The following is a 23,811-nucleotide window of genomic DNA, read 5'->3' as shown; positions in this document are numbered from 1 at the left end:
GTAGCGCACGGCGTTGAAGTAGCAAACAAATGGGGTGAAAACCGGTTTAAGATGAAAGGTTTCTGAAGACCTTTGAAATCGTTCAACCACACTCCTGTTTGACAGGTGTTAACCCGTCGACAAATACCTATGAAGCCACGGATATGGGTAGTAGATGATGATGAAGACGATTTGTGGCTCATCCAGAAAGCCATGCTGCAGATAGGCGGCACCTGTCAGATTAGGCCTTTTTCAGATGCTTCCAGTGTGCTCAGTTACCTGGATAGGATGCGGAGAGCGCCTAGTCTGATCCTGATTGACTACCACTTGCCCCGAATAAACGGCCTGGAACTGACCGAAGGGCTACGGGCCAAACCGGCGTTGCGGGCCATACCGGTAGCCTGGATGAGCTCGGAGATTGATCCGAGTTGGGAAGAGCCCTGTCAGAAGCTGAATGTCAGTTGGTGTTGGGTAAAACCGAACGATTACCCGGCCTGGCAGGCGTTTGTGCGCGAGATGTGTGGGGTATTGGCTGCCTGAAACACGGTGCTGCCCGATGTTCAGGCAGGGAGATAAACCCTGAACGTACTGCCCTGGCCGGGTTGACTGCGGGCCTTGATGGCTCCGCCGTGGTTTTCCACTACTTTTTGACAAATGGCCAAACCGACGCCCGTACCTGCATAGGATGTCCGGCCGTGCAGCCGCTGAAAAACCTCAAAAATCCGGTCGGCATACTTTTCATCGAACCCAATGCCGTTGTCGGTAACCGAAATCAGGTGGTACTGACTGGCGTAACGGGCGGTTTGGACGGTAGCGGGCAAGGCGTTGCCGGGCAACAGTTCGTACGTAATCCAAATGTGCGGAGGAACGCCCGGACGACCGAACTTGATGGCATTGGATAGCAGGTTCTGGAAGAGCTGGCCCAACTGCGATGCATCTCCATGCACCGTCGGAAGCACGTCGCTCTCAATCACGGCGCCAGCCTGCTGAATCTGCAATTCCAGCGTTTCCCGGACGTTCAGGATAACATCTTCCAGCAAAACCGGGTCAAATGACTGCTGGCGGGTTGAAATCCGCGAATACGCCAGTAAATCCCGGATCAGTTCGGACATACGCCCAGCCGACGATTGCATCCGGTTGATCAGATCAATGCCACTTTCGCCCAGACCGGCGGCATACTGACTTTCCAGCAAATTGCCAAACGATTGAATTTTGCGCAACGGTTCCTGCAAATCATGCGAGGCCACATAGGCAAACCGGGTCAGGTTTTCATTAGAGCGGAGCAAATGCTGGTTCGACTCGTTCAACTCCCGCGTGCGGACCTGCACCTGGCTTTCCAACTCGGCCTCGATGCGTTTCTGTTCGTGAATATCGGTAGCCGTTCCTACCCAGAACATAATTGTTCCCGTTTCGTCGCGGATGGGTAAGGCTCGGTTCAGGTGCCAGCGGTACATGCCATCGGACCCCCGCCGGTAGCGGTTTTCCGACACATAAATTTCCCCGGTTTCCAGCGACCTCTGGTATAACGCAAGGGTATGCGGAAGATCATCCGGGTGCAGAACCGCTTCCCAACCCCAGTCGATCGACTCCTCCAGGCTTAAACCCGTATATGAATACCACTGCTGGTTAAAGAAAGTGGCTTCCCCCGTCGGTGTATTCGTCCAGGTCATGGGCGAGATGGCTTCCAGCAAGGTGCGGAATCGCTGCTCGCTGGCTTCAATTTTCCGACGGGCCAGTACCTGCTCCGTCACGTCGATGGCGACCTCGAGAATGGCATATACTTCGCCGTCGGCATTACGCAGCGGTTTATACGTATAATTGAAATAATAGATGCCCGGTTTGCCATCCACAATGAGCATGGCTTCGTCCTCCTGAGCGGTGTAAGCAATACCCGTGCGATACACTTCATCCAGAATGTGGAGAAAAGGCTGGCCGACCAGCTCAGGCAGGGCTTCGCGCAGCGGCTTCCCGGCAACGGCAGGCCCTTTTCCCCAGAACTTGATCATGGCTTCGTTGGGCAGTTCGATCACCATGTCCGGACCGGTAAACAGCGCTATCGCGGCCGGGGCTTCTTCAATGAGAGAGCGCAGCCGCTGTTCGCTGTCTTCGAGGGCCTGTTTGGCTTTGACCTGTGCCGTGACCTCAATGGCTAGAATCATGATGTCGCCGACCCGGTTGCTTTCCTCGCGGATCGGGGCATAGACGAAGTTAAAATAAGCTTCTTCCAACTGCCCATTGCGCTGAAGCCGGGCCAGTGTCTCAAAACCGTAGTGAGCAACGCCGGTTTTATAAACGGTTTGCAGAAGTTCGATAAAACCCTGATCGCGAATTTCGGGCAGAGCTTCGATCAGGGGCAGGCCCAGAATGCTGCTTTCTTTTCCCCACACCGCCAGCATAGCCTGGTTGGCCGTTTCGATGATCAGGTTTTCTCCACTCACTATGCCGATGGCGACGGGTGCCTGGGCCACCATGTTCCGAAACCGTTCCTCGGCTTTGTGCATGGCCTGGTCGGCTTCCTTCTGCTGGGTGATGTCGATGACAATGCCGGAGAAAGTAACCGGTTTTCCGGCGGTGTTGTAAAAGTACTGCCCCAGGGCCTTGATCCAGTGAATCTCCCGGTTGTTCCATACAAAACGGGCTTCGTAGTGTAAGTTTCCGGTGCGCATGGCGACCCGATACGCCTTTTCGCGAATGGACCGGTCGTCGGGGTGGAGGTGATTGACAAAAACGTCGCGGGTCAGATCCGTGCGGGCTTCTCCGGTCAGCAGCAGCGAAAGCGCAGGCGAATAGACGATGGCGTTGGTTTCCAGATCAATGGAAAATGACCCTGCTCCCGACCCTTCCAGGGCCAGTTGAGCCTGGTGTTCCGACAGAGCGGTTTTTTCGCGGGCTTTCACCTCGTCCGAGATATCGCGGGCTACGCCCGAAAACCGGTAAGCCTGGCCGGTTTCGGTAAAATAGGCCTGGCCCATGAAATGAACCTGGCGCATGACGCCATCATCGGCCCCGATGGTGCGGTACTGTATGTCGTAATAACCGCCCGATTCCGGATTCAAAGCCCACTGAACGGCATCCTCAACCCGCTGCCGGTCGTCGGGATGAATGTGGACTGCTACCTGGCTGTAGGCCGACGGATTAGCATCTCGTAAACCGAAAAGAGCCTGGCAACGGGCATCCCAGGTAATGGTCTGGTCGGCAGGATTCAAATCCCAGGTTCCGAGCTGGGCCGATTGCAGGGCAAAGCGGAGCCGTTCTTCGCTTTCATGGCGGGCTTTTTGCAGGGTAACCCGCTCGGTAATATCCTGCATGGAGCCGACCATCCGAACGGCCTTTCCCTGCCGGTGCATGACATACCCACGGTCGTAGACGATGATGTAAGAGCCATCGGCCCGGCGAAACCGGTATTCCGCCGACCAGTTCGAACCGGCCTGGTCAATGACCTGGTGAATACTTTCCAGAACGTCTTCCCGATCGTCCGGATGAATGTAATCATACCAGGATTCGGGGCCTGGTTCCGGTGTGGGCTGCGGATAACCAAATACGGCTGTGTATGCTTCATTCCACCAGACCGTATTGGCTTCCAGATCCCAGTTCCAGACAACATCCCGAGTGGCTTTGGTTAATAACTCGAATAATTCATTCGTCGGTTTTAAATCGGTATTCACAGGTGGGTGCCTTCGCGCAGGTCTAAATGTAATCCTAAAGATAAAGAAATGCCGCCGAACTTCTTTTAACCGTACCAGGAAAGTACGTTGCGGAAAGGCGCTATACAAAGACGCAACGGCCTCATTACAAAATTGCGAACCGGTAAGTATAGAAAATTTACTGATTATCAACGTATTATTTGTGCTATTTTAGGCCAGACAGGGCCCTGACCTACAAGGTCCGGGTTGTGGTTGGAACTTAAATTTGGTTAACAGCTCTTCTTTGAAGAGAAAAGACGTCTTCAAACTATACCCAGACAAAAGAAGAAAGAGAATAGACAAGCGCCTAGTTAGTTAAAAACCAGAACGTTAGTCTCACATCTTTTCTCTATTATCTAGCAGTCTACTATATGTACTTTAAATCGACATACCAGGGAGCCCGGTTGGTGGCCGAAACATTAGAAACCTATTTTGATCACCATTTTGCCACGGCCACGCTCAACGGGGAGCCGGATACGGCCCATCAGCCGCATGCTGCTATGATCGAGGCCGTGATCGATTCGGCGTTCTGGGCCAGTTTACAACACGAAGAAGGTAATTCGCCGAAGGTCTCGCTGGCGTTGTTACCGCCCGATCAGGTGGGAAGCCCGCTGTTGTTCGGACACCGCCTGGGGCTGACTCCCGCGACGCTGACCAAACTGGCCCCGGCCGTCGAACGGCCGGGCATTCACCTCGGCGTCTGGTATGAGAACGATGCCTTGTATATCTGGGGCACCACCCGCGACATTCCGGGGAACTGCTTCGTGCTGGAAGTCATCGAACCCGGTTTACTGGTGATCAAACACCGCCGAATGGACGGTTTTGGCAAGTTTGTCAATGTGGCAATTCTAAAAGGTGATCAGATCAAAATCATCGACGAGGGAACGGCCCGGACACCCGATTGTCCGAATGTGGTCAGTTCGATGCTCGGTTTTACGCTGCCTTCGTTCTGGAACGACTCGATGAATGTCTTGGTCCAACTGGCGGTATCGATGCGGGCGCATGGGCGGGGCGGCTCGTTGCTGGTGGTACCCTCGGGAAGCCAAACCTGGCGGGAATCCATCATCGATCCGATTTCGTATCCGGTGGTGCCGGTGTTTTCGCAACTTCGGGACTTGCTGCGGCAGGAACCGGAAGCCGTTGGCCCCAACGTATGGCGGGGATCGGTCAACCAGGCCGTCGACTGGATTGCGGGCCTGACGGCCGTAGACGGAGCCACGATTATCAACGACCGGTATGAAGTGCTCGGGTTTGGGGCCAAAATCGGACGGTCGGCAGTCAGCGACCGGGTGGAGCAGATTATTGTCACCGAACCGGTGGTGGGCAATCAGGCGGTGGTGGTGCATCCGGCCCAGACGGGCGGTACGCGGCATTTGTCGGCGGCCCAGTTTGTGTTCGATCAGCGCGATGCGGTAGCGTTGGTGGCTTCGCAGGATGGCCGGTTTACGATCTTTGCCTGGTCGCCCAGCGACCGGATGGTGCATGCGCACCGCGTGGACGCGCTGTTGTTGTAAGGTAAAACCGTCAAAATGAAAGGAATAAGGACCGCTTACTAAACTTAATATAACTATTTATCAATGTAAGTTACTTGTATTACACTTTTTTATATAGTTTAGTAAAACCCTTTCTTATCCGCACAATGGTCCACCGTCCCAAACCCAATCGGTATTACCTGATCCATAACGAGCCCGTTCTGTTAACTGAAAGACTTTTAAAGGAACTTCAGCCACCCAACCGTCCGCAACCGATCAAGTTAACCAAGTCATGGCTCCAGGCTTTTGGCTTCAGTCCGGACCCGATGGCCAACTCCTGGCTGTATGAAGATTCGCGCCTGGTGCCGGGCATGAACTGCTGGCTATGTGTGCAAACCCGCCGGTATTTGTATTACGTCCATGATTTGCAGGATTTGTTCGAAGAAGAATACGAATACACCGAACTCCGACTGCTGAAAGAGCCGAGCCAACTCCACGTACCGACGGTGCGTCAGCAGTACGTATAATAGAGAGGGAGACAAAAGGGATACAAGATACAAGATAATAAACGGTATTCCGGATGTGGACGCTTACTTTACGCAAGTAAGATGTGCAGAACGGAATGAACTATGCTGAAACCCGGTTTTAAACCGGGTTTTTGTGTTTTGTAAAAACCGCCTTTCTGTGTCAGCAAAAGACGTTTTCAAAAAAAGTCAACTTTTTTTGAAAACCGACTACGGGTAAAATAGTGCAATTAAGTCTTTGATTCGTTTTAGCATCCTGCGAATTAATGGCTACCTTTAACCGCCTGTACCCGACACCACTGCCTGACCACCGGCCCGGGCCATCCCTACCCGACGAACCGCCTATGTCAACGGTGTACGATTCCGAACTTTTTCTGCGGAAAGCCTTTGAGGAAGAACCCCGCAAAGGGTTCGAACTGCTGTTTCGGCAATATTACACCCCGTTGTGCAGCCACGCCGTGCGGTTTGTGTATGCGCGGCAACTGGCCGAGGACCTGGTGAGTGAGGTGTTTTACCAGTTCTACCGCACGGAAGCCTACCGCAACGTGCGTTCGTCGTACATGAGCTACCTGTTTCGGGCGGTTCGAAACGAAGCGTATACCCATCTCCGCCGGGAATTCGGAAAAACCGACTCCATCGAAACGACCACTGAAAATCACCTGGCCGGTCATCAGCTTCAGCCCGACTCCGAGGTGCATTTCAACAACCTGTTTTTGGCCGTCAACGACGCCATCGGGCAGTTGCCGCTCCAGTGCCGCCGGGTTTTTCTGCTGAGCCGGTTCGAGAACAAAAAGTACGACGAGATTGCCGCCGAACTCCAGATTTCGCCCCGAACCGTCGAAGTCCACATCTCCAAAGCGCTTAAACACCTGCGGCACGTACTCCGGGACGAATGGACAGTACTGTTCGTGCTGCTCGCCTTTTTTCCACTACACTAAGGGAAAAACCGGTTTTCTGAGTCTGCTACTCAACCCGTACAACCATGAATCATCTGGTATCGAAACAGACACTCTTTGCCTACCTGTCGGGGCAGGCTAACCCCCTCGAACGGCAAACCGTGGAGGAATGGCTGAAAAATCCGGCCAATACCGAAACCTTCCACGCCTGGCTGCTCGAATGGGAAATGCAGTCGCTGCAATTCCGGCCCGACGCCGACAAGGCGTTTGAAAAACTTTCCCGGCGTCTTGATCAGGTCGAAGAACCATCGCCGGAAACCGAACCGGTAGCCGCTCCCCGACTGCCGTTTCGCCGGTGGGGCTGGCGGGCCTACCTGGTGGCGGCTATGGCCCTGCTCTTGCTGGGCGTGAATGTGCGTCCGCTCCGGACAAAACTGCTTTACGAAACCTACCAGACCGCGGCCAATCAGGAGCGAACGATCCGGCTGGAAGACGGTACCGACGTGACGCTCCGGCCCAACTCTGCCTTGCAGGTGCCCCGGTTTGGCTTTTGGGGTGATGTGCGCCGGGTGACGCTGACCGGCGAAGGGCGGTTTTCGGTCACGCACAAACCGGATCACCAGCGGTTTGTGGTCAAAACCTCCGACCAGTTTCAAATCGAAGTGCTGGGCACTGAATTTACGGTGTACGCCCGGAAACAGCAGACGAACGTGGTGCTGGATCGCGGCAAAATCCGGGTCGATTACAAAACCGCTACCAAAAACCAGCAACTGGTGATGAAACCGGGTGAGATGGTGATGCTGAGCCAACAGGGAGCCATGCAACTCCGGAAGCTGGCGCCGGTTCGGAAAAACCCGGCCGAAAACGGGCATCTGTTCCAGTTTCGCGATACCTCGCTTTGGGAAGCCTGCTACCTGATCGAAGAACACTTCGGTAAAAAAGTGGAAATCGCCGACGATTCACTGGCTTATCGTACCATTTCGGGCAACTACCGCGCCCGCACGGCCACTGAGCTGCTGGACCTGCTGGTTGCAACCTCCGAAATCCGGGTCGATTCGACCGGAAATACCTATGTATTGAAAGAACACTGAGTATTCCTATTCCCTTTTTTGTCATTCTACCATGAAAAAAACTGTCTACCACTTGGGCGTATTAACCCTCTTGTGGACCTGCTACCCGATCGCCGGTTTTTGCCAGACGCTGGCGTCGGCGCAGCCCGTCCAACGGTCGACCGGCCGCAGCGCCCCCGTGCAACTCAAAAACGTGCTGCTCGACTTGCAGCGCCATTACCGCGTCGAAATTGTGTTTGAAGACCGCATCATGGTCGGCAGAAATGTGGCCGCCGATGCCGTCAACCTGAACGGTTCGGTCGAAAAAGCGCTGCAAACCTTGCTGAAAAATACCGGCTTGCGGGTCAAAAAGATTCGCAAGGATACGTTCGTGATTTCGGAAGCCCGGCGCGAAAAAAACGACCTCTCGAACCGGAGCAACGCAGCAGAACCGGCCGCGTCGAACGCGCCCGCTGAACCCGACGACCACCCGGTTTTCGCAACGCCCGAATCGGTAGCGCCCCGGCAAACCGTCGTGGCCGACGTGACCGTGAGCGGCACCGTGTCCGACGAAACCGGGGCCGGTTTGCCGGGCGTGAGCGTGGTACTGAAAGGAACGACGCGCGGCACCACCACCGACAGCAAGGGCTTTTACCAGTTGACGGTGCCCGATGAAACCGCCGTGCTGGTGTTCAGCTTTGTCGGTTACATTTCGCAGGAAGTAACGGTCGGAAACCGCAACAACATCGCCGTAAAGCTCGAAAACGACACCAAATCCCTGTCGGAAGTGGTCGTGGTGGGCTACGGCACGCAGAAAAAAGTAAACCTGACGGGGGCGGTTTCGTCGGTCACGAGCGAGGACATCACCCGGCGGCCGGTGGGGCAGACCTCGGCGGCCTTGCAGGGCCTGATGCCGGGCGTGACCGTCACGCAGCGCTCGGGCCGACCGGGGGGCGATGCCGGAACCATCCGGATTCGGGGCGTCGGGACGTTGGGCGGCAGCAGCCCTGACCCACTGGTCCTGATCGACGGTATCGAAGGCTCCATGAACAGCATTGATCCGAACCTGATCGAATCCATTTCGGTCCTGAAAGATGCCGCTTCTGCCTCGATTTACGGGTCGCGGGCGGCCAACGGCGTAATTCTGGTGACGACCAAACGGGCCAAAGCCAACCGGATTTCGGTCAATTACAACAACTACATCGGCTGGCAAACACCCACCAACTTGCCCAAGATGGCCAACGCTATCGACCACATGCTGATGACCAACGAAGCGTACGTCAACGTGGGCCGGGCGCCCTTGTACTCCGACGACCTGATCCAGAAATACCGCACGGAAGGGCCGACAAATCGGGATTTATACCCCGATACCGACTGGCAAAAAGAGGTGCTGACCGGCTCCGGTTTGCAGCAAAGCCACTTTTTCAGCATCAACGGCGGGAGCGAGCGCATCCGGTTTCTGACCTCGGCCGGTTATCTTGACCAGAAAGGCATCATCGAAAATTCAAGCTTCCGGCGGTATACGCTTCGGAACAACACCGACATCCAGCTTTCCAAAAAATTCAGCGCCCGCGCCGATTTGCAGGTGGTAGCCGCCACGACCATCGAACCGGGGCGGGGTTCGGAAGAAGTGTTTCACTGGATGAACCGGATTCCGGCCAACCAGATCGGCATCAATTCCAACGGCACCTGGGGCGACGGCTGGAACGGCGACAACCCGATTGCCATGTCGCGCGATGGCGGAACCCGCAAAAACAACAGCCCGTACGTACTGCTGAACGCGGCTCTGGTGTATAAACCTGTCGAGTCGCTGACGGCCGAGATTGCCTATTCGCCGAAATACGCGCTGTCCATTGACAAAAACTTCAACAAGGCCGTGCAGGCCTACAAACCCGACGGTACGCTCAGCTTTCTGGCTCCGGCGAAAAGCAGTTTAACCGAAACGACGAACCGGTCGATGTACACCACCCTGCGCGGAACGCTGACCTTTGACAAGGTGTACGGTGACCACGGTGTGAAGGTGCTGGGCGGTTTTTCCCGCGAAGATTTCCGCAACGACAATACCTCGGCATTTCGCGAAGGTTTTCTGCTGCCCGATTACCAGGTGCTGAACGCCGGAGCTTCCGACATTCAGCGGGCCTCGGGCGGGGCGTCGGAATGGGCGTTGCAGTCGGTTTTCGGGCGGATTAATTACGATTACAAACAGAAATACCTGCTCGAAGCCAACGCCCGGTACGACGGTTCGTCGCGGTTTTCGAAAGGAAATAAATACGGTTTTTTCCCTTCGGTATCAGCCGGTTGGCGGATTTCGCAGGAAGCCTTTATGCAACCGCTGACCAACGTAGTGAATGAGTTGAAAGTCCGCGCTTCCTGGGGCCGACTGGGCAACCAGAATATTCCGGGCGGGAATTATCCGTTCATGTCGTCGCTGCAATTCGGGCCGTATACGCTGGGTAAGCAGATTGTCAACGTGGTGGCGCTCAACACCCTGGCAAACGCTGATATTTCGTGGGAAACCACCGAGATGACCGACATCGGGCTGGATGCCACCCTGTTTTCCAACCTGTCGATCACGGCCGACTATTTTTCCAAACAGACGCGGGATATTCTGTTGGCGCTGGATATTCCGGCCATCGTCGGCCTGGGAGCGCCGTTCCAGAACGCGGGTGTGGTCGACAACAAGGGCTGGGAGCTGGGGATCAATTATAGAGGGGCCATCCGGGATTTTCGGTACGACGTTGGATTCAATATTTCGGATGTCAAAAATACCGTGGTCGATCTGCGCGGGGTCAACCAAACCGGCCTGACGGTCAACCGGGAAGGCTATTCGATTGGCTCGCTGTTTGGCTTGCAGGCCGAAGGGTTGTTCCAAACGGCGGATGAGGTGGCCGCCCACGCCCAGCAGTTTGGCGTCATCAAACCGGGTGACATCAAGTACAAAGACCAGAACGGCGACGGCATCATCAACGGCGACGACAACGTCGTGATCGGCAGCACGATTCCCCGGTTTACGTACGGAACCACGCTCAACGGCTACTACAAAGGCTTTAGCCTGAACATCGTTTTGCAGGGTGTGGGCAAAGCCGACGGGTTGCTGAACGAGCAGGGCATCATGCCGTTCTTCCTGGGTGGTACCGTGCAGGAGCAGCACAAGGACCACTGGACGCCCGAAAACCCGAATGCGACTTTTCCCCGGTTAGCCTTCAGCGAAGCCAACAACGAGAAAAACTCCAGCTTCTGGATGCGCAATGCCGCCTACCTGCGTCTGAAAAACATCCAGCTTGGCTACTCGCTGCCCACGACCCTGACGCAGCGGGCGGGCATCAGCAACGCGCGGGTATTTGTCAACGGCCAGAACCTGCTGACCTGGGATAAGTTCTGGGACGGTTACGACGTGGAGTCGCCGGTCGGCACGGGTCGCAGCTACCCGCAGGTCAAAATGGTCAGCTTCGGGCTTGACGTCAGTTTCTAAATGCTCACCCCCAACCCCCTGAAGGGGGCTTTGGCCCACGTAGTAAAAACCCCCTTCAGGGGGTTGGGGGTAAAACCACCTTTATCGGACATCTTTCCATGAAAAAAATACATTACCTTCTGTTAGCGGCCGGTCTACTCTTCAGCACGACGGCCTGCGAAGATTACCTCGAACGCTACCCGCTGGAAGGCCCTGCCGACCAGTCGTATTTTACCAACGCCAGCGAACTGGAACTGGCCGTCAACGGCACCTACAAAGGCATGAACTTTCACCCGAGCGACAACATGCCGACGCAACTGCTGCTCGACGACTGCTCCGACCTGGGCTGGGACCGTAACAACAGCGCCCTGCAACAGATCGGCAAGGGTAGCCACGACAGCAACAACGGATTTGTAAATTCCGTCTGGGTGAACTCCTACCGAATCATTGGCCGTTGTAACTTTATTCTCGACAACATCGGCAAGCTGGACGGCAAAATGGATGCGGCCCTGCAAGCCCGTTTCCGTGCCGAAGCCCGGTTTGTCCGCGCCTACGCCTACCACTACCTGATCGAGTTGTTCGGCGGGGTGCCGCTGGTGACCAAAACGCTGGGGTTGTCGGACGCTCAGGTGCCGAAAAGCAGCAAGGAAGAATGCGTCAATTTCATCCTGACCGAACTGGACGAAGCCGCCAAAGACCTGCCGGTAAGCTACGACGCCCGCAACGTCGGACGCGCCACGAAAGGAGCGGCTTTGGCGACCAAAGCCCGGACGGCGCTTTACAACGAAAAATGGGAGATAGCCGCCCAGGCCGCCAAAGCCGTGATGGACCTGAACGTCTACAAACTGCATCCGAACTACGGCGAACTGTTTTCGTACCGGGGCCAGACGTCGAGCGAGATTATTTTTGCCTTGCAGTACCTGAAAACCAGCACCGTCGTTCATAGCACTCCGCAGAATTTCCTGTCGCGGAACGCGCAGGGGGCTTCCAACAAGGTGCCGGGCCAGGCGCTGATCGATGCCTACGAGTGTACCGACGGGCTGACGATTGATAAATCTCCGCTGTATAATCCGAAAGATCCGTTCAAAAACCGTGATCCCCGGCTGGATTTCACAGTGGCGGTACCCGGTTCCAACTTCTTCAATTTCAAGTTTGAAACCCACAAGGACAGCGTCAAAACCGTCAATTACGCGACCGGCGCGCGGATCGACAACCAGGACGCCATTCACGCGTTTGCCACCTACACAGGCTACTGCTGGCGGAAATACACCGACCTGACCGACAAGGACGATCGCAACAACTCGGAACTGAACGTGACACTGATCCGCTACGCCGAGGTGTTACTGATTTACGCCGAAGCTAAAATAGAAGGGAACCAGATCGACCAATCGGTATACGACGCCATCAACGCCGTCCGCCAACGCCCGACGGTGAACATGCCGCCGATCAAAACCGGTAAGACGCAGGCCGAACTGCGGTCGATCATTCGGAAGGAACGTAAGTATGAATTGACGAATGAAGGCTTTCGGTTAATAGACATCCGGCGCTGGAAGCTGGCCGACAAACTCCTGAACGGCAACTTTTTGGGCCGGATTCCGAAGGGACTGCTGGCGACGGCCCCGGTGATCGACGCCAACGGAACACCCGACTACAGCAACGTGCCCAACAAAGCCGATATGCGGGTGGTCGAAGTCCGGATTTTCAAAGCCAACCGGGATTACCTCTGGCCGATTCCGTACATCGAAACCGTCACGAACAAGGCGCTCACGCAGAATCCCGGTTATTAATCTTTGCTGATCCATTCCTATGCCCACAACCCGTCGTCATTTTCTGAAAGTGTCCGGCCTGAGCGGTCTGGCCCTGACAACCCAGCTTCCTGAACTCTATGCACTCTCAACCGCTGATACTCAATACGACCTGATTATCGTTGGGGCCACGCCCGGCGGCATCATGGCGGCTGTGGCAGCTTCCCGGCTCGGTCGCAAATCCCTGATTCTGGAGCGAACGGCCCACATCGGCGGTTTGCCCGCCAACGGCCTGGGCGCTACCGACATCGCGACGCGGGGTGCTACGGGCGGCTTGTTTCTGGAATTTGTCCAGCGAATCAAAGCGCATTATGTCCAGAAATACGGTGCGGATTCGCAGCAGGTAAAGGATTGCTCCGACGGTTACCATTTCGAACCGGCGGTGGCGGCTAAAATCTTCAACGATTTCCTGAAAGAAAGCCCCAACGTGACGGTATTGACGATGCGGCAGTTTGATTTTGAGCCGGAAAACCTGACGATCCAGCAAAACCGCATTCAGGGCATTCGCGTCCTGAACCGCACGACCCAGAAGACGGAAATCTACCAGGGTCGGTTTTTCATCGATGGAACGTACGAAGGCGACCTGATCGCGGCCGCCGGGGTGCCGTTTTTCCTCGGTCGGGAAGGCAAATCGGAGTACGGCGAAGTTGGGGCCGGGCGGGTGTACAAATACTGGGCCGGGCCGGAAGGAGAAGGGTCGACGTTTCAGGGCGACAATGCCGTCCAGTCGTACAATTATCGCCTGTGCCTGACGAATGATCCGAAAATCCGGTTCAAAATCCCGAAACCAGCCCGCTACAACCGCGAGGAATATGTCTCGCTGATCGACGACGTGAAAACTGGTCACTACACCGGCGTCGCGATGATGAAACTGCCCGATGCGCAGCGGGTCGAGAACCTGCGCCGGGCCAAAGCCGGTTTGCCGCCCGAAGTCCCCGGAATGCCCAAAGGCATCGCCTGGCTGACGAACATGGTGAAACTCCCCAACGGCAAAAACGATGGCAACAACCAGCACCATGCGTTCATTTCGACGGATTTACCGGAAGAAAACTGGCCGTATCCGACCTCTGGCTGGGACTGGCGGGACCGTTTCGCCCAACGCTTGCGGGAGTACACGGAAGGCTTGTTTTATTTCGCCCAAAACGACCCCGAACTGCCCGAATGGTTCCGCAAGGAGTGCTCGGCATGGGGCTGGGCCAAAGACGAATACACCGACAACGGCCATTTTCCCCGCCAACTCTACGTCCGGGAAGGCCGGCGGATGAAGGGCAAGTACATCTTCAAGGCGCAGGATGCCCAACCCGAAAAACCGGGCGGACGGCCCCCGCTCCACACCGACAGCATCACGGCCAGCCACTACGCGCTCGATTCGCACGCCGTGCGGAAGCGCGAACCGGGCCGGATTCACCTCGACGGCTTCATCAGCTACCCGTCGGCGGTGTATACTGTTCCGTTCGGGGTGATCGTGCCGGACTCGCCCCTCGAAAACCTGCTGGCCCCCGTTCCGGCTTCGGCCACGCACATCGGTTTCTCGACGCTCCGGATGGAACCTTGCTGGATGGCGCTCGGGCAGGCGGCTGGTACGGCTGCGGCCCTGTGCGTGCAGAAAGCCCAGTCGGTGCACGCGCTGGCGGTGCCGGACTTGCAGAAGTCACTGCTTCAACAGAAAGCGATTCTGGTTTACGAGAAGGGGCTTTCCGTCGCCGATCCCAACTTTGAAGCGAATCAACTGGCGGCTTTGAAAAAATAAAATCATTACACAGGGTTAATCAGAGGACATCAGACGGGGCCGTCCGGCGGGTTATCAGAGAAACACCCTGATTAACTCTGATGTCCTCTGATTAACCCTGTGTAACAACTCTTTCCAAACTATGCGCTACATCATCCTAATCTGCCTCAACCTCCTTTTCCTGACTTCAACCCTGGCCCAGCAGGTGGACATTTGCGTCTACGGCGGCACGTCCGGGGGCGTCATTGCGGCCTACACCGCCCGGAAAGCCGGGAAAACCGTGCTGCTCATCGAGCCCGGCAAACACCTAGGCGGCATGACCTCCGGTGGCCTGGGCCTGACCGACATCGGCAACAAATACGCCATCACGGGCCTGGCTCGCGACTATTACCGGCGCATTGGCCAGCACTACGGCAAGTTTGAACAGTGGATTTTCGAGCCGCACGTTGCCGAGGACCTGTTCAAGGATTACGTCAAGCGCGGCAAGGTAGATGTGCTGTATGCCCACCGGCTTTCTGGCGTAAAGAAAACCGGGAACCAGATCCAGGAAATCACGCTGGAAAATGCCGATAATCCGTCTGCGAAACGCACCGTGCGGGCCAAAATATTCATCGACTGCACGTACGAAGGCGATCTGCTGGCGAAAGCGGGCGTTTCGTACATCGTTGGGCGGGAAGACAACTCGAAGTACAACGAGACCCTCAGTGGAGTGCAACTGATGACCGGCCACCAGTTGCCCGACGGCATCGACCCGTTCAAAACGCCCGGAAAACCGGAATCCGGTTTGGTCTGGGGGGTCAGCCCGGCGAAGCTGGAACCCAACGGCACCGGCGATACCAAGGTGCAGGCCTATAATTACCGCATCTGCCTCTCGTCGGACCCGGCCAACCAGGTGCCCATCACGCGTCCGGCGGGCTACGATTCGACGAAATACGAATTGCTCGTCCGGCTGATCGCGGCCCAACCGCAGAAACGCACGCTCAACGACTACTTTATCTGGAGCGGGATGCCGAACAAGAAAACCGACATCAACAACCGCAACGGTTTTTCGACCGACATGATCGGCATGAATTACGAGTACCCGGACGGCAGCTACGAGAAACGGGCGCAGATCATCCGCGATCACGCGCTGTATACCAAGGGCTTGCTGTACTTCTTCGGCCACGACCCGCGCGTACCGCAGGAGCTTCGGGAGCAGATGCTGAAGTGGGGCTATCCCAAGGATGAGTACATGGACACGGGTAACTGGTCACCGCAACTGTATGTCCGGGAAGCGCGCCGGATGGTGGGCGAATACGTCATGACGCAGGCCAATTGCCAGGGCAAGGAAGTCGTGACGGACGGAGTTGGCATGGCGGCTTACACGATGGATTCGCACAACATTCAGCGAATCGTGATCGAGAAAAACGGCCAGAAAATGGCGAAGAATGAAGGAAACGTCGAAGTGGGCGGTTTTGGTCCGTACCCGATTGCGTACCGCGCGCTGATTCCGAAAGAAAACGAGTGCCGAAACCTGCTGGTGCCGGTTTGTCTGTCGGCCTCTCACATTGCCTACGGGTCGATCCGAATGGAGCCGGTTTTTATGGTGCTGGGCCAATCGACGGCGCTGGCGGCCTCGATGGCGATTGATGCCAAAACGAGCGTGCAAAAAATTGATGTCACCAAACTGCAACAGCGATTGAAAACCGATCCGCTGGCCGACGGCAGCACGCCCGAAATTCTGGTGGACAACGACGACAAAACGCGGGTCAATACCAACGGCAACTGGCGGCTGGAAAGCAAGAGCAAAGGCGGTTACGGCCCGTCGTACCTGGTAAACGAAACCGGCGAAACCGGGGCCGTGCGATTTATACCGGAAATTGCCAAAGCGGGTAAATACAAGATTTACACCTACTTCCCGCGCCTGCCCAAAAGCGCGTCTGAACTGGGCATCACGGTGGCAGACGGCAAAGCGACCAAAACCATACCGATCAAACCGTCGGACATTGTGGTGGTCGGGCAGACCTCCGGCGAGTGGGTCGCGCTGGGCGAATATGAACTGCCGAAAGGCAAAACCGCATCTGTGGAAATTGCGGCAACCCAACCCGACGGCCCGGTTGTGGCCGACGCTGTGCTATTCGTTCCGGCCTTCTAACGTACCCACGGACTTTAGTCCGTGTGAGCCAGAATGACCTTTAGTTTATATCATCTATCAGATCATTTTAGCTCACACGGACTAAAGTCCGTGGGTACGTTAAAACACAGGACTTCGCTGAGAGTGGAAAGAATGGTCTTTGTAAATTCAATTATATTGAACAATTGAATTGCTTTTAAAACACGGGCTAAAGTACTTGGGTTCGTTTGGAGTAGATGAGGGCCTATTTGTACCTTTACGGGTATTCATCTACTGAGCTGTTCTTCATGATTCTTGATTTATTTTCGTTGGCGGGCAAAACCGCCCTTGTCACCGGCGCCAAGCGCGGCATTGGAAAAGCGATGGCCATTGCGCTGGCTGAAGCCGGGGCGGATATCATCGGCGTATCGGCTACGCTCGAACCAGGGAGTGAGGTAGAGCAGGCTGTAACTGCACTGGGCCGGAAGTTTTACGCTTTTCCGGTTGATTTCGCGGACCGTGCGGCCATTTACACGTTTCTGGAAACGATGCGCGGGGAGTGTCCGCCTGTCGACATTCTGGTGAACAACGCCGGAAACATCCGCCGAAAACCGGCCGCCGAGCATCCCGACGAGTATTGGGACGAAATCATCGACATCAACCTGAACGCGCAGTTTGTGATCAGCCGCGAAATTGGCCGGGAAATGCTCACGCAGGAGGTCGATTACAACCGGAAAATCATCTTCACGGCTTCGCTGCTGACGTTTCAGGGTGGGGTGACGGTGCCGGGCTACGCGGCCAGCAAAGGTGCCATCGGGTCGCTGACGAAGGCGCTGGCGAATGAATGGGCGGCTAAAGGCATCAACGTCAACGCCATCGCGCCCGGTTACATTGCCACCGACAACACGGCCGCCCTCCGGGCCGACGCCGACCGCAATCCGGCCATCCTGGCCCGTATCCCCGCCGGGCGCTGGGGCGAAGCGGCCGACTTGCAGGGGGCTGTCGTCTACCTGGCCTCCCAGGCTTCCAACTACGTCCACGGCACTATTTTGACCGTCGACGGCGGCTGGATGGGAAGATGATTTTATGGTCTATAGTTTTATGGTTGCTATGGATGAAAACTATAGATCATAAACCATAAACTGGTAAACTCTAAACCTTCTCCCGGTTTTCCGAGTTATGAAGTGAAATCAACCTCACCATCATGACTATGGACAACACAACCGATAATCTGGACCAAACCGATAATCTGGACCAATTCGATCCGCAGGCGCGGGATGAATCATATTATTCCAAAAATCCCTATCAGCACGGCACGTCGGATTACGGCAACCCGAGCGAAGGCGTTGGAACGGGGGAGGGGCGCGTAACGGCGAACGATCAAAGTGAAACGACCCACGACCTGAGAGCAAACAAAGAAGCCTTTGGCGGAAGCCACCAACCGGAAAACCGGCCGGACACGCACGGATCGTTTCAGGAATGGGATGTTGATCCGAATGTAATTGCTGAAAACCGGCAGGATGCGGCCACGGCACCGGATAAGGTGGAAAGCGGTTTGCCGAGCAGCGTCGAAGGATTGCCCGACAACCCGTCGGACGAAGCGCTGTTTGTTCGGCAGGGAGCCACCATGCTGGAGGAAGGTGACAAGCCTGCGGATGGCTACGACCCGCACCACATGGGCTATGGCAATGGAGACGATGACGAAAAGAAGCAATAAGTCGTAAGTAAGTTGAACTTTGCAAAACGGTCTGTCAGCTTTGGCAGGCCGTTTTTTATAGTTCTGAAGGCGGTCGTTGGGTCAGCTGCCGGGCTTCTTTCACAAAGTGAGAGAAATCCGTGTAACCAACCTCTTCGAACGGATACTGACTGCCGTGTCGTTTATAGAACTGTAACCCTTTTTTAAAGCGGATCAGTTTCTGACAATACTTGGGTGAATACCCGAGCGTATCGGTAAAATACCGGTGCAGGGATGGGTACGAAACACCCAGATCGCGGCAAAGCTGATGCAGGTGAACGAATTGATTGTCAATGGTTTGATGAAAGTGCGTCAACGCTACCTGAACAAGTCGAAACCGGTAGTCTGGCTCGAAGGCCTGAAGTTGTTTCTGCAAAACAGCTTCCATTAGGTAGACCCGCTCGCGAAAATGACCAACTGCCTGCAAGCGTTCTTCGAGTTCATCGGGCCGGAGCAGAACCGACAGGTCTTCGTTCGCATTTTCAATCTCGACACTCGAAATTCGGAACAGGTGGCCGAGTACCCCCGGTTTGAATTTGACGTAAAATTCGTGGACGCCCCCGGGGTAGATCGACGTGTGAAGCTCGGTCAGGTTGCCGAAAAACCGGGAGCCTTTGACGGTTTTAAGCGCCCCGGTTTTCGGGTTGATCGACAGCCAGCTTTGGGGCTGTAAACTAATCGTTAGTAAGTTGGAAAGGTTCGGTAAGCCGTTCAAGTACAGTGGGTTTGCCAGTGTGGCGGGTTGGTTGACTTCGAAATAATAATCCACAAAAGCCGCCAGCGCCGGGCCGGGGTACGCCAGCCGGAAGTGCGGTTCTGCTTCATCTTCGTAAATCACCCGTCCCTGATTCATGGCTGCAAGCGAGCCAGGAATTCGATTCCCAAACCGGTAATCAAAAACCGCTCTTTTTTATTTTCCAGCAATTGCTGCGTCCAATCGACAAAACCGCCGTCGCCAATCTCAATCTCCTGACCCCGCACCGTGAGCAACACCTTGTACTGCAAGCCTTTGTAATACCGGTTTTCGTGGCTGGGCGTGCGGTCGGTTTCCAGTACCAGATCGGGCCGGAGTTGTCGAATATGATTGCTTACCTGCTCCAAAAGCCGCCCATCCTCGTCTTCGCTGCGCCGGATCAGCCGGAAACGCAAGGTGCTGATTTGCAGGCTATCGCGCAAGATGGCGGTCATCACGGCCAGGTGCTCGGCCAGGCTTTCGCGCTCAAACTGAAAACTCCCTGTATCGCGTCCCGATGAAATCAGGCAGGCAATCTTGAAATGCTGCGAGTGGCCCGGAATGGTCACTTCGGGCGTCCGGACGTGCCGGTGAATGGTGGAAAACCGGAGTTGGTCGGTGGGCGAAACCGGCTGCCACCGGCCGTTTTTTTTCAGATCGGCCACGTGCAGCGCCAGTGCATTCGTCGCGTCGGCCAGCACTTCCGTACCGCGCAGGGCCGACAGGATTTTCTTTTGATCCGCCGTGGCCACCACCGAACACGAACCCAGCGGAGCTACCGGCGACAGTTCGATGGGCTGAAACCGGAAGGTTTCGAAGATTTGCAAAAGCCGCGTTTCCAAGCCGCGCAGGGCCATCACGGCCAGGTCGGCCGGTTTGACGAAGCGGTTTTTCTGGTACTGTTTCAGCAGTTCAGGGGCTGACAACCGGGCGGTTTGCCGGTCGAACACCTCCAGCAGCACCGTGTTCAGTTCCGAGGGCGTCAGTTCATCCGCCAGGATGCGCAGCAACTCGGGCCGGTTGATGCGTTGCAGGATTTTTTCGGCGATGGTCATGGCCGTAGGGCGGTTACTTTTTTCTCGTCGAGCAGGCTGTAGCGGTATTCATCCCACACCTTCCCGTCTTTGTACACGGCGGCTTTCTTGACATTGTCCAGCGTAAAACCGCTCTTTTCCAGCACGCGCATCGACGGTTTGTTGTAGGCAAAAATACCCGCAAAAAGCCGGATCAGCTCGGTTGTCTCAAATACATATCGAACCAGGTGACCGACGGCAACCGTCGCTATTCCCCGGCCCCAATACGGTTCGCCGAGCCAGTAGCCGATTTCACCCGACAGCCGGTGAACGTCGGTTTGCGGGACCACACCGGTCGTTCCGGCAAATTGGCCCTCCACATAAATGCCCAGCACCAGCCCCAGATAGCCGTTTTCGACCGCATCCAGGAACGAAGCCGCATCGGACAGCGTGTACGGGTGCGGAAAGGCATCCCGCAGATTGCGCCAGATGGTGCGGTTGTTGGCCAGTTGAGCAATGGCTTCGGCATCGGCGGGTTGAAGTGTCGCCAGCGTGATTCCGTTGCCGCAGTCGATTTCGGTGCGCGTTTTCATGGCGGCAAAGTTGCAGGGCCGTTGCGGGAATTTGGGTGTAAAATTCTATCAATCTTGTAATAAACGTATTTTCCGGTAGCTTTTTACCAAAATAGTTGCTGCATCGACGGCGGTTTTCTAATATTGTTCCGTTGTCAATCGTGCAGCACGCAATCATACACTCAAATTCATTTTTTATGAAAAGTACGCTCAGCATCATGGCCCGTATGGTCTTGTTGGCCCTGATCCTTACCGTTGTGAATACGTCCCAAACCCTGGCGTCGGGACCCAAAAAAGGCAAGTGGGTTAAACTGTTTGATGGAAAGTCATTCGCTGGCTGGCACACGTACCTGAAGCAGGGGCAGCCGGTTTCGGACAAATGGCAGGTTGAAGACGGCGCCATTGCGCTGACCGGCCGGGGCGGGGGCGATTTGGTAACGGACCAGGAGTTTGAGAATTACGAACTCGAACTGGAATGGAAGATTTCGGAGAAAGGCAACAGTGGCATCATTTACCGTGTTCACGAAGACCCGAAGTTCAAAGCTACCTACCAAACCGGCCCCGAAATGCAGGTGCTCGACAACGAGCGGCACCCGGACGCCAAGGCCGGTAAAAACGGAAACCGTACGTCGGGCTCCCTGTACGACATGCTGCCGCCCTCGGATTTCTCGGCCCAGAAAGTGGCTGGCGAATGGAACAAGGTTCGGCTGGTGGTCAATAAAGGCAAAGTCGAGCACTACCTGAACGGCAAGAAAGTGGTGGAATACCAGACCAGCGGCCCCGAATGGGAGAAGATGGTGAACGACAGCAAGTTTAAAGGCTGGGAAGGCTTCAACAAATTTGACAAAGGCCGCATCGCCCTGCAAGACCACGGCGACAAAGTGTGGTATCGGAACATCCGGATTCGTGAACTCTAGAAAATATCGAATAACGAATATTGAATAGCGAATATCGATGTGACGCTGGGTTATTTCGATATTCGTTATTCAATGTTCAATATTCATTATTCCCAACCTTATGAAATCATCTTCCCGCCGGTCGGCGATCAAAACCCTGGCTGGCACCGCCCTGACCTTTTCTGCTATTGACTCTTTCGCTGCTCAGATGGACGCTACCGAAAAAACCGCTCCGGCGCTGAAAGGCCGCATCAATCACTCGGCTTGCAAATGGTGTTATGGCAAAATTCCGCTGGAGGATTTCGCCAAAGCCGCCAAAGAAATCGGCCTGACCGGCGTCGACCTGCTCGGCCCCAACGAGTGGCCCGTCGTGCAAAAATACGGCCTGACCTGCTCGATGGCGCAGGGGGCCGGCAAAGGCATCAACGATGGCTTCAACGACCCGAAGCTGCACGACGAGCTGGTGGCGAGTTACGAAGCCATTTTCCCGAAGCTGAAAGAAGCCGGGTTGAAAAATGTTATCTGCTTTTCGGGCAACCGGAAGGGGATGGACGACGAAAAAGGACTGGAAAACTGCGCCTTGGGCCTGAAGCGGCTCATGAGCAGCGCCGAAAAGCACGGCGTGACAATGGTGATGGAACTGCTCAACAGCAAAGTCGATCACAAAGATTACATGTGTGACAAATCGGCCTGGGGCGTAGAACTCTGCAAGCGCGTCGGTTCCGAAAACTTCAAGCTGCTGTACGACATTTACCACATGCAGATCATGGAGGGCGACATCATCCGGACGATCCGGCGCGATCACCGGTATTTTGCCCACTACCACACCGGCGGCAACCCCGGCCGAAACGAGATCGACAACAGCCAGGAATTGTACTACCCGGCTATCATGCAAGCCATTGTCGATACCGGCTACAAAGGTTTCGTGGCCCAGGAATTCATCCCGAAACGCGACCCGCTGACCTCGTTGCGGGAAAGCATCCAGATTTGCGATGTGTAGCGGGTGTGGTTTATCATAAAAAAGGTTGCCTCCACACGGGCAACCTTTTTGCCAATAGAACAACTCCTGTTCCTCCCTGATCAAAGCGGCTATGTACCAGCAATACCCCGTTCCCGAAGCGTTGCAGCCCTTTGTTTCGTTTTTCTATTCGATGGAAACCCGCCAGACCGGACCTGTCCTGGAACCGGAAATGCTGATGCCGTCCGGTACCTGCATTTTGGGTATGCAGTATGAGGGCAACTGGAGTGTGCTTTCACCGGTACTCAAGGGCATCCTGGTACCGTATTATATTTGTGGTCAGCAAACCAACAGTTACTTACTGGTTCCGCTTCAGCCGGTCTGCGGCATTGTGGGCGTGAGCTTCAAACCCACGGCATTGTGGAAATGGTTTGATGTCCCCGTCCATCGGCTGACCAACCAGGTCGTGGAAGGCGCGTCCTTGTTCGGTGCCCGCTTCAACCTCCTTATTGCCCGGTATGAGCGGTTAACCCGGAACGAAGATCGGGTGGCGCTTCTTACCGATTTTTTGCTCAGTTTTGTGGCTGGAAAGTCGTTTCGGGCTACGGTGGTCGACGCGGCTCTTGATGAAATCTACCGGCGTAAGGGATGCGTGACCACGGCTGAAATTTGCCGGTGCCTACCGGTGAGCGAGCGATACCTTCAACTGCTGTTTAAGAACCAGGTGGGCGTTTCACCGTCCGCTTACGCCCGCATGATCCGTTTCAACCACATTTTTCTGGAATACCGCCAGTGGAAGGAAAAACACGACCTGGTTTTTATAACGGCGCTGTATAACTATTACGATGCCTCTCACTTCAATAAGGATTTTAAAAAAGTTTTTGGAGTAGCGCCTACGACTCTTCAACTCCGACAGTTTCAACTCCTGCTGGAATTGATTGACAATGGCCCGTATCTGACGATGGTCAGTGCTTCCGGGCACTAAGTAAGGAAGTCGTTTTTTCGGTTTTTTACAACCGCGTTTCTTTCCACCCGCTTACCTTCGGATGTGCTTCATGGTGGGTTCAAATTCCCTTGGGCAACCTGTAAACGGGTCTAAGGCCCTCTCGCTTATGGAAAAAACGGCTTTTTTATTTCTCCTGTCATTTTTTTTGTTCTCAACGGCTTATTCCCAAAATGTTCTGAAAAGGGTAGAAAGGGCGGGGACAAGGGGAGCAGAACGCA

The 23,811-nt window shown here is 55.3% G+C and carries 18 protein-coding genes; 14 read left to right on the top strand and 4 right to left on the bottom strand.

Features of this window, described 5'->3' with window-relative positions; translation table 11 throughout:
* Positions 1-129: 129 nt before the first annotated feature.
* The gene (locus ACO2Q8_RS13705) at positions 130-519 is read left to right on the top strand and encodes a response regulator (protein ID WP_423345388.1); all 390 of its coding nucleotides are present in this window, start codon (positions 130-132) and stop codon (positions 517-519) included.
* A gap of 20 nt (positions 520-539) precedes the next feature.
* Here the strand turns inward: ACO2Q8_RS13705 and ACO2Q8_RS13700 are convergent, their stop codons facing one another.
* Positions 540-3,644 (bottom strand): PAS domain-containing sensor histidine kinase, encoded by a 3,105-nt coding sequence (locus tag ACO2Q8_RS13700; protein WP_423345387.1) that lies wholly within the window; start codon positions 3,642-3,644, stop codon positions 540-542.
* Positions 3,645-4,033: 389 nt separating this feature from the next.
* Between ACO2Q8_RS13700 and ACO2Q8_RS13695 the strand changes: the two genes are divergently transcribed.
* The 10 genes from ACO2Q8_RS13695 to ACO2Q8_RS13650 all read left to right on the top strand — a co-directional run bounded on the left by ACO2Q8_RS13695 (position 4,034) and on the right by ACO2Q8_RS13650 (position 18,397).
* The gene (locus ACO2Q8_RS13695) at positions 4,034-5,176 is read left to right on the top strand and encodes a putative sensor domain DACNV-containing protein (protein ID WP_423345386.1); all 1,143 of its coding nucleotides are present in this window, start codon (positions 4,034-4,036) and stop codon (positions 5,174-5,176) included.
* A gap of 125 nt (positions 5,177-5,301) precedes the next feature.
* Positions 5,302-5,661 carry a hypothetical protein gene (locus ACO2Q8_RS13690; RefSeq protein WP_423345385.1) on the top strand — a complete coding sequence of 120 codons (360 nt, stop codon included), beginning with the start codon at positions 5,302-5,304 and terminating at the stop codon, positions 5,659-5,661.
* 263 nt (positions 5,662-5,924) lie between these two features.
* Entirely contained in the window at positions 5,925-6,596 is a 672-nt protein-coding gene (locus ACO2Q8_RS13685) for an RNA polymerase sigma-70 factor (protein ID WP_423345384.1), read from the top strand.
* A gap of 44 nt (positions 6,597-6,640) precedes the next feature.
* The gene (locus ACO2Q8_RS13680) at positions 6,641-7,645 is read left to right on the top strand and encodes a FecR family protein (protein WP_423345383.1); all 1,005 of its coding nucleotides are present in this window, start codon (positions 6,641-6,643) and stop codon (positions 7,643-7,645) included.
* A 31-nt stretch (positions 7,646-7,676) separates the two neighbouring features.
* Positions 7,677-11,075 (top strand): SusC/RagA family TonB-linked outer membrane protein, encoded by a 3,399-nt coding sequence (locus ACO2Q8_RS13675; RefSeq protein WP_423345382.1) that lies wholly within the window; start codon positions 7,677-7,679, stop codon positions 11,073-11,075.
* 98 nt (positions 11,076-11,173) lie between these two features.
* Positions 11,174-12,841 (top strand): RagB/SusD family nutrient uptake outer membrane protein, encoded by a 1,668-nt coding sequence (locus ACO2Q8_RS13670; RefSeq protein WP_423345381.1) that lies wholly within the window; start codon positions 11,174-11,176, stop codon positions 12,839-12,841.
* Positions 12,842-12,860: 19 nt separating this feature from the next.
* Positions 12,861-14,609 carry an FAD-dependent oxidoreductase gene (locus ACO2Q8_RS13665; RefSeq protein WP_423345380.1) on the top strand — a complete coding sequence of 583 codons (1,749 nt, stop codon included), beginning with the start codon at positions 12,861-12,863 and terminating at the stop codon, positions 14,607-14,609.
* Positions 14,610-14,730: 121 nt separating this feature from the next.
* A complete protein-coding gene (locus tag ACO2Q8_RS13660; protein ID WP_423345379.1) occupies positions 14,731-16,722 on the top strand; it encodes an FAD-dependent oxidoreductase in 1,992 nt (663 codons plus the stop codon).
* Positions 16,723-16,988: 266 nt separating this feature from the next.
* A complete protein-coding gene (locus ACO2Q8_RS13655; RefSeq protein WP_423345378.1) occupies positions 16,989-17,762 on the top strand; it encodes an SDR family NAD(P)-dependent oxidoreductase in 774 nt (257 codons plus the stop codon).
* A 128-nt stretch (positions 17,763-17,890) separates the two neighbouring features.
* Positions 17,891-18,397 carry a hypothetical protein gene (locus tag ACO2Q8_RS13650; protein WP_423345377.1) on the top strand — a complete coding sequence of 169 codons (507 nt, stop codon included), beginning with the start codon at positions 17,891-17,893 and terminating at the stop codon, positions 18,395-18,397.
* A 55-nt stretch (positions 18,398-18,452) separates the two neighbouring features.
* Here the strand turns inward: ACO2Q8_RS13650 and ACO2Q8_RS13645 are convergent, their stop codons facing one another.
* From ACO2Q8_RS13645 to ACO2Q8_RS13635, 3 genes are read right to left on the bottom strand one after another with little or no spacing between them, the layout of a single operon-like run.
* Positions 18,453-19,268, bottom strand: a complete 816-nt coding sequence (locus ACO2Q8_RS13645) for a hypothetical protein (RefSeq protein ID WP_423345376.1) — start codon at positions 19,266-19,268, stop codon at positions 18,453-18,455.
* Positions 19,265-20,203 (bottom strand): hypothetical protein, encoded by a 939-nt coding sequence (locus ACO2Q8_RS13640; protein ID WP_423345375.1) that lies wholly within the window; start codon positions 20,201-20,203, stop codon positions 19,265-19,267. The genes ACO2Q8_RS13645 and ACO2Q8_RS13640 overlap by 4 nt, the downstream gene beginning before the upstream one ends.
* The gene (locus tag ACO2Q8_RS13635) at positions 20,200-20,754 is read right to left on the bottom strand and encodes a GNAT family N-acetyltransferase (RefSeq protein WP_423345374.1); all 555 of its coding nucleotides are present in this window, start codon (positions 20,752-20,754) and stop codon (positions 20,200-20,202) included. The genes ACO2Q8_RS13640 and ACO2Q8_RS13635 overlap by 4 nt, the downstream gene beginning before the upstream one ends.
* 206 nt (positions 20,755-20,960) lie before the next feature.
* Between ACO2Q8_RS13635 and ACO2Q8_RS13630 the strand changes: the two genes are divergently transcribed.
* From ACO2Q8_RS13630 to ACO2Q8_RS13620, 3 genes are all read left to right on the top strand, one after another.
* Positions 20,961-21,650, top strand: coding sequence for a 3-keto-disaccharide hydrolase (locus tag ACO2Q8_RS13630; protein WP_423345583.1), 690 nt, complete (start codon positions 20,961-20,963; stop codon positions 21,648-21,650).
* A 100-nt stretch (positions 21,651-21,750) separates the two neighbouring features.
* The gene (locus ACO2Q8_RS13625; RefSeq protein WP_423345373.1) at positions 21,751-22,629 is read left to right on the top strand and encodes a hydroxypyruvate isomerase family protein; all 879 of its coding nucleotides are present in this window, start codon (positions 21,751-21,753) and stop codon (positions 22,627-22,629) included.
* A gap of 91 nt (positions 22,630-22,720) precedes the next feature.
* Positions 22,721-23,572: a helix-turn-helix domain-containing protein gene (locus tag ACO2Q8_RS13620; protein ID WP_423345372.1), complete on the top strand. Its 852-nt coding sequence runs from the start codon at positions 22,721-22,723 to the stop codon at positions 23,570-23,572.
* Positions 23,573-23,811: the final 239 nt, after the last annotated feature.

The organism is Larkinella sp. VNQ87 (assembly GCF_049445795.1).
Taxonomy (GTDB): Bacteria; Bacteroidota; Bacteroidia; order Cytophagales; family Spirosomataceae; genus Larkinella.
The sequence above is the reverse complement of the archived record's forward strand: the minus strand, read 5'-3'. Positions and strand labels throughout refer to the sequence as shown.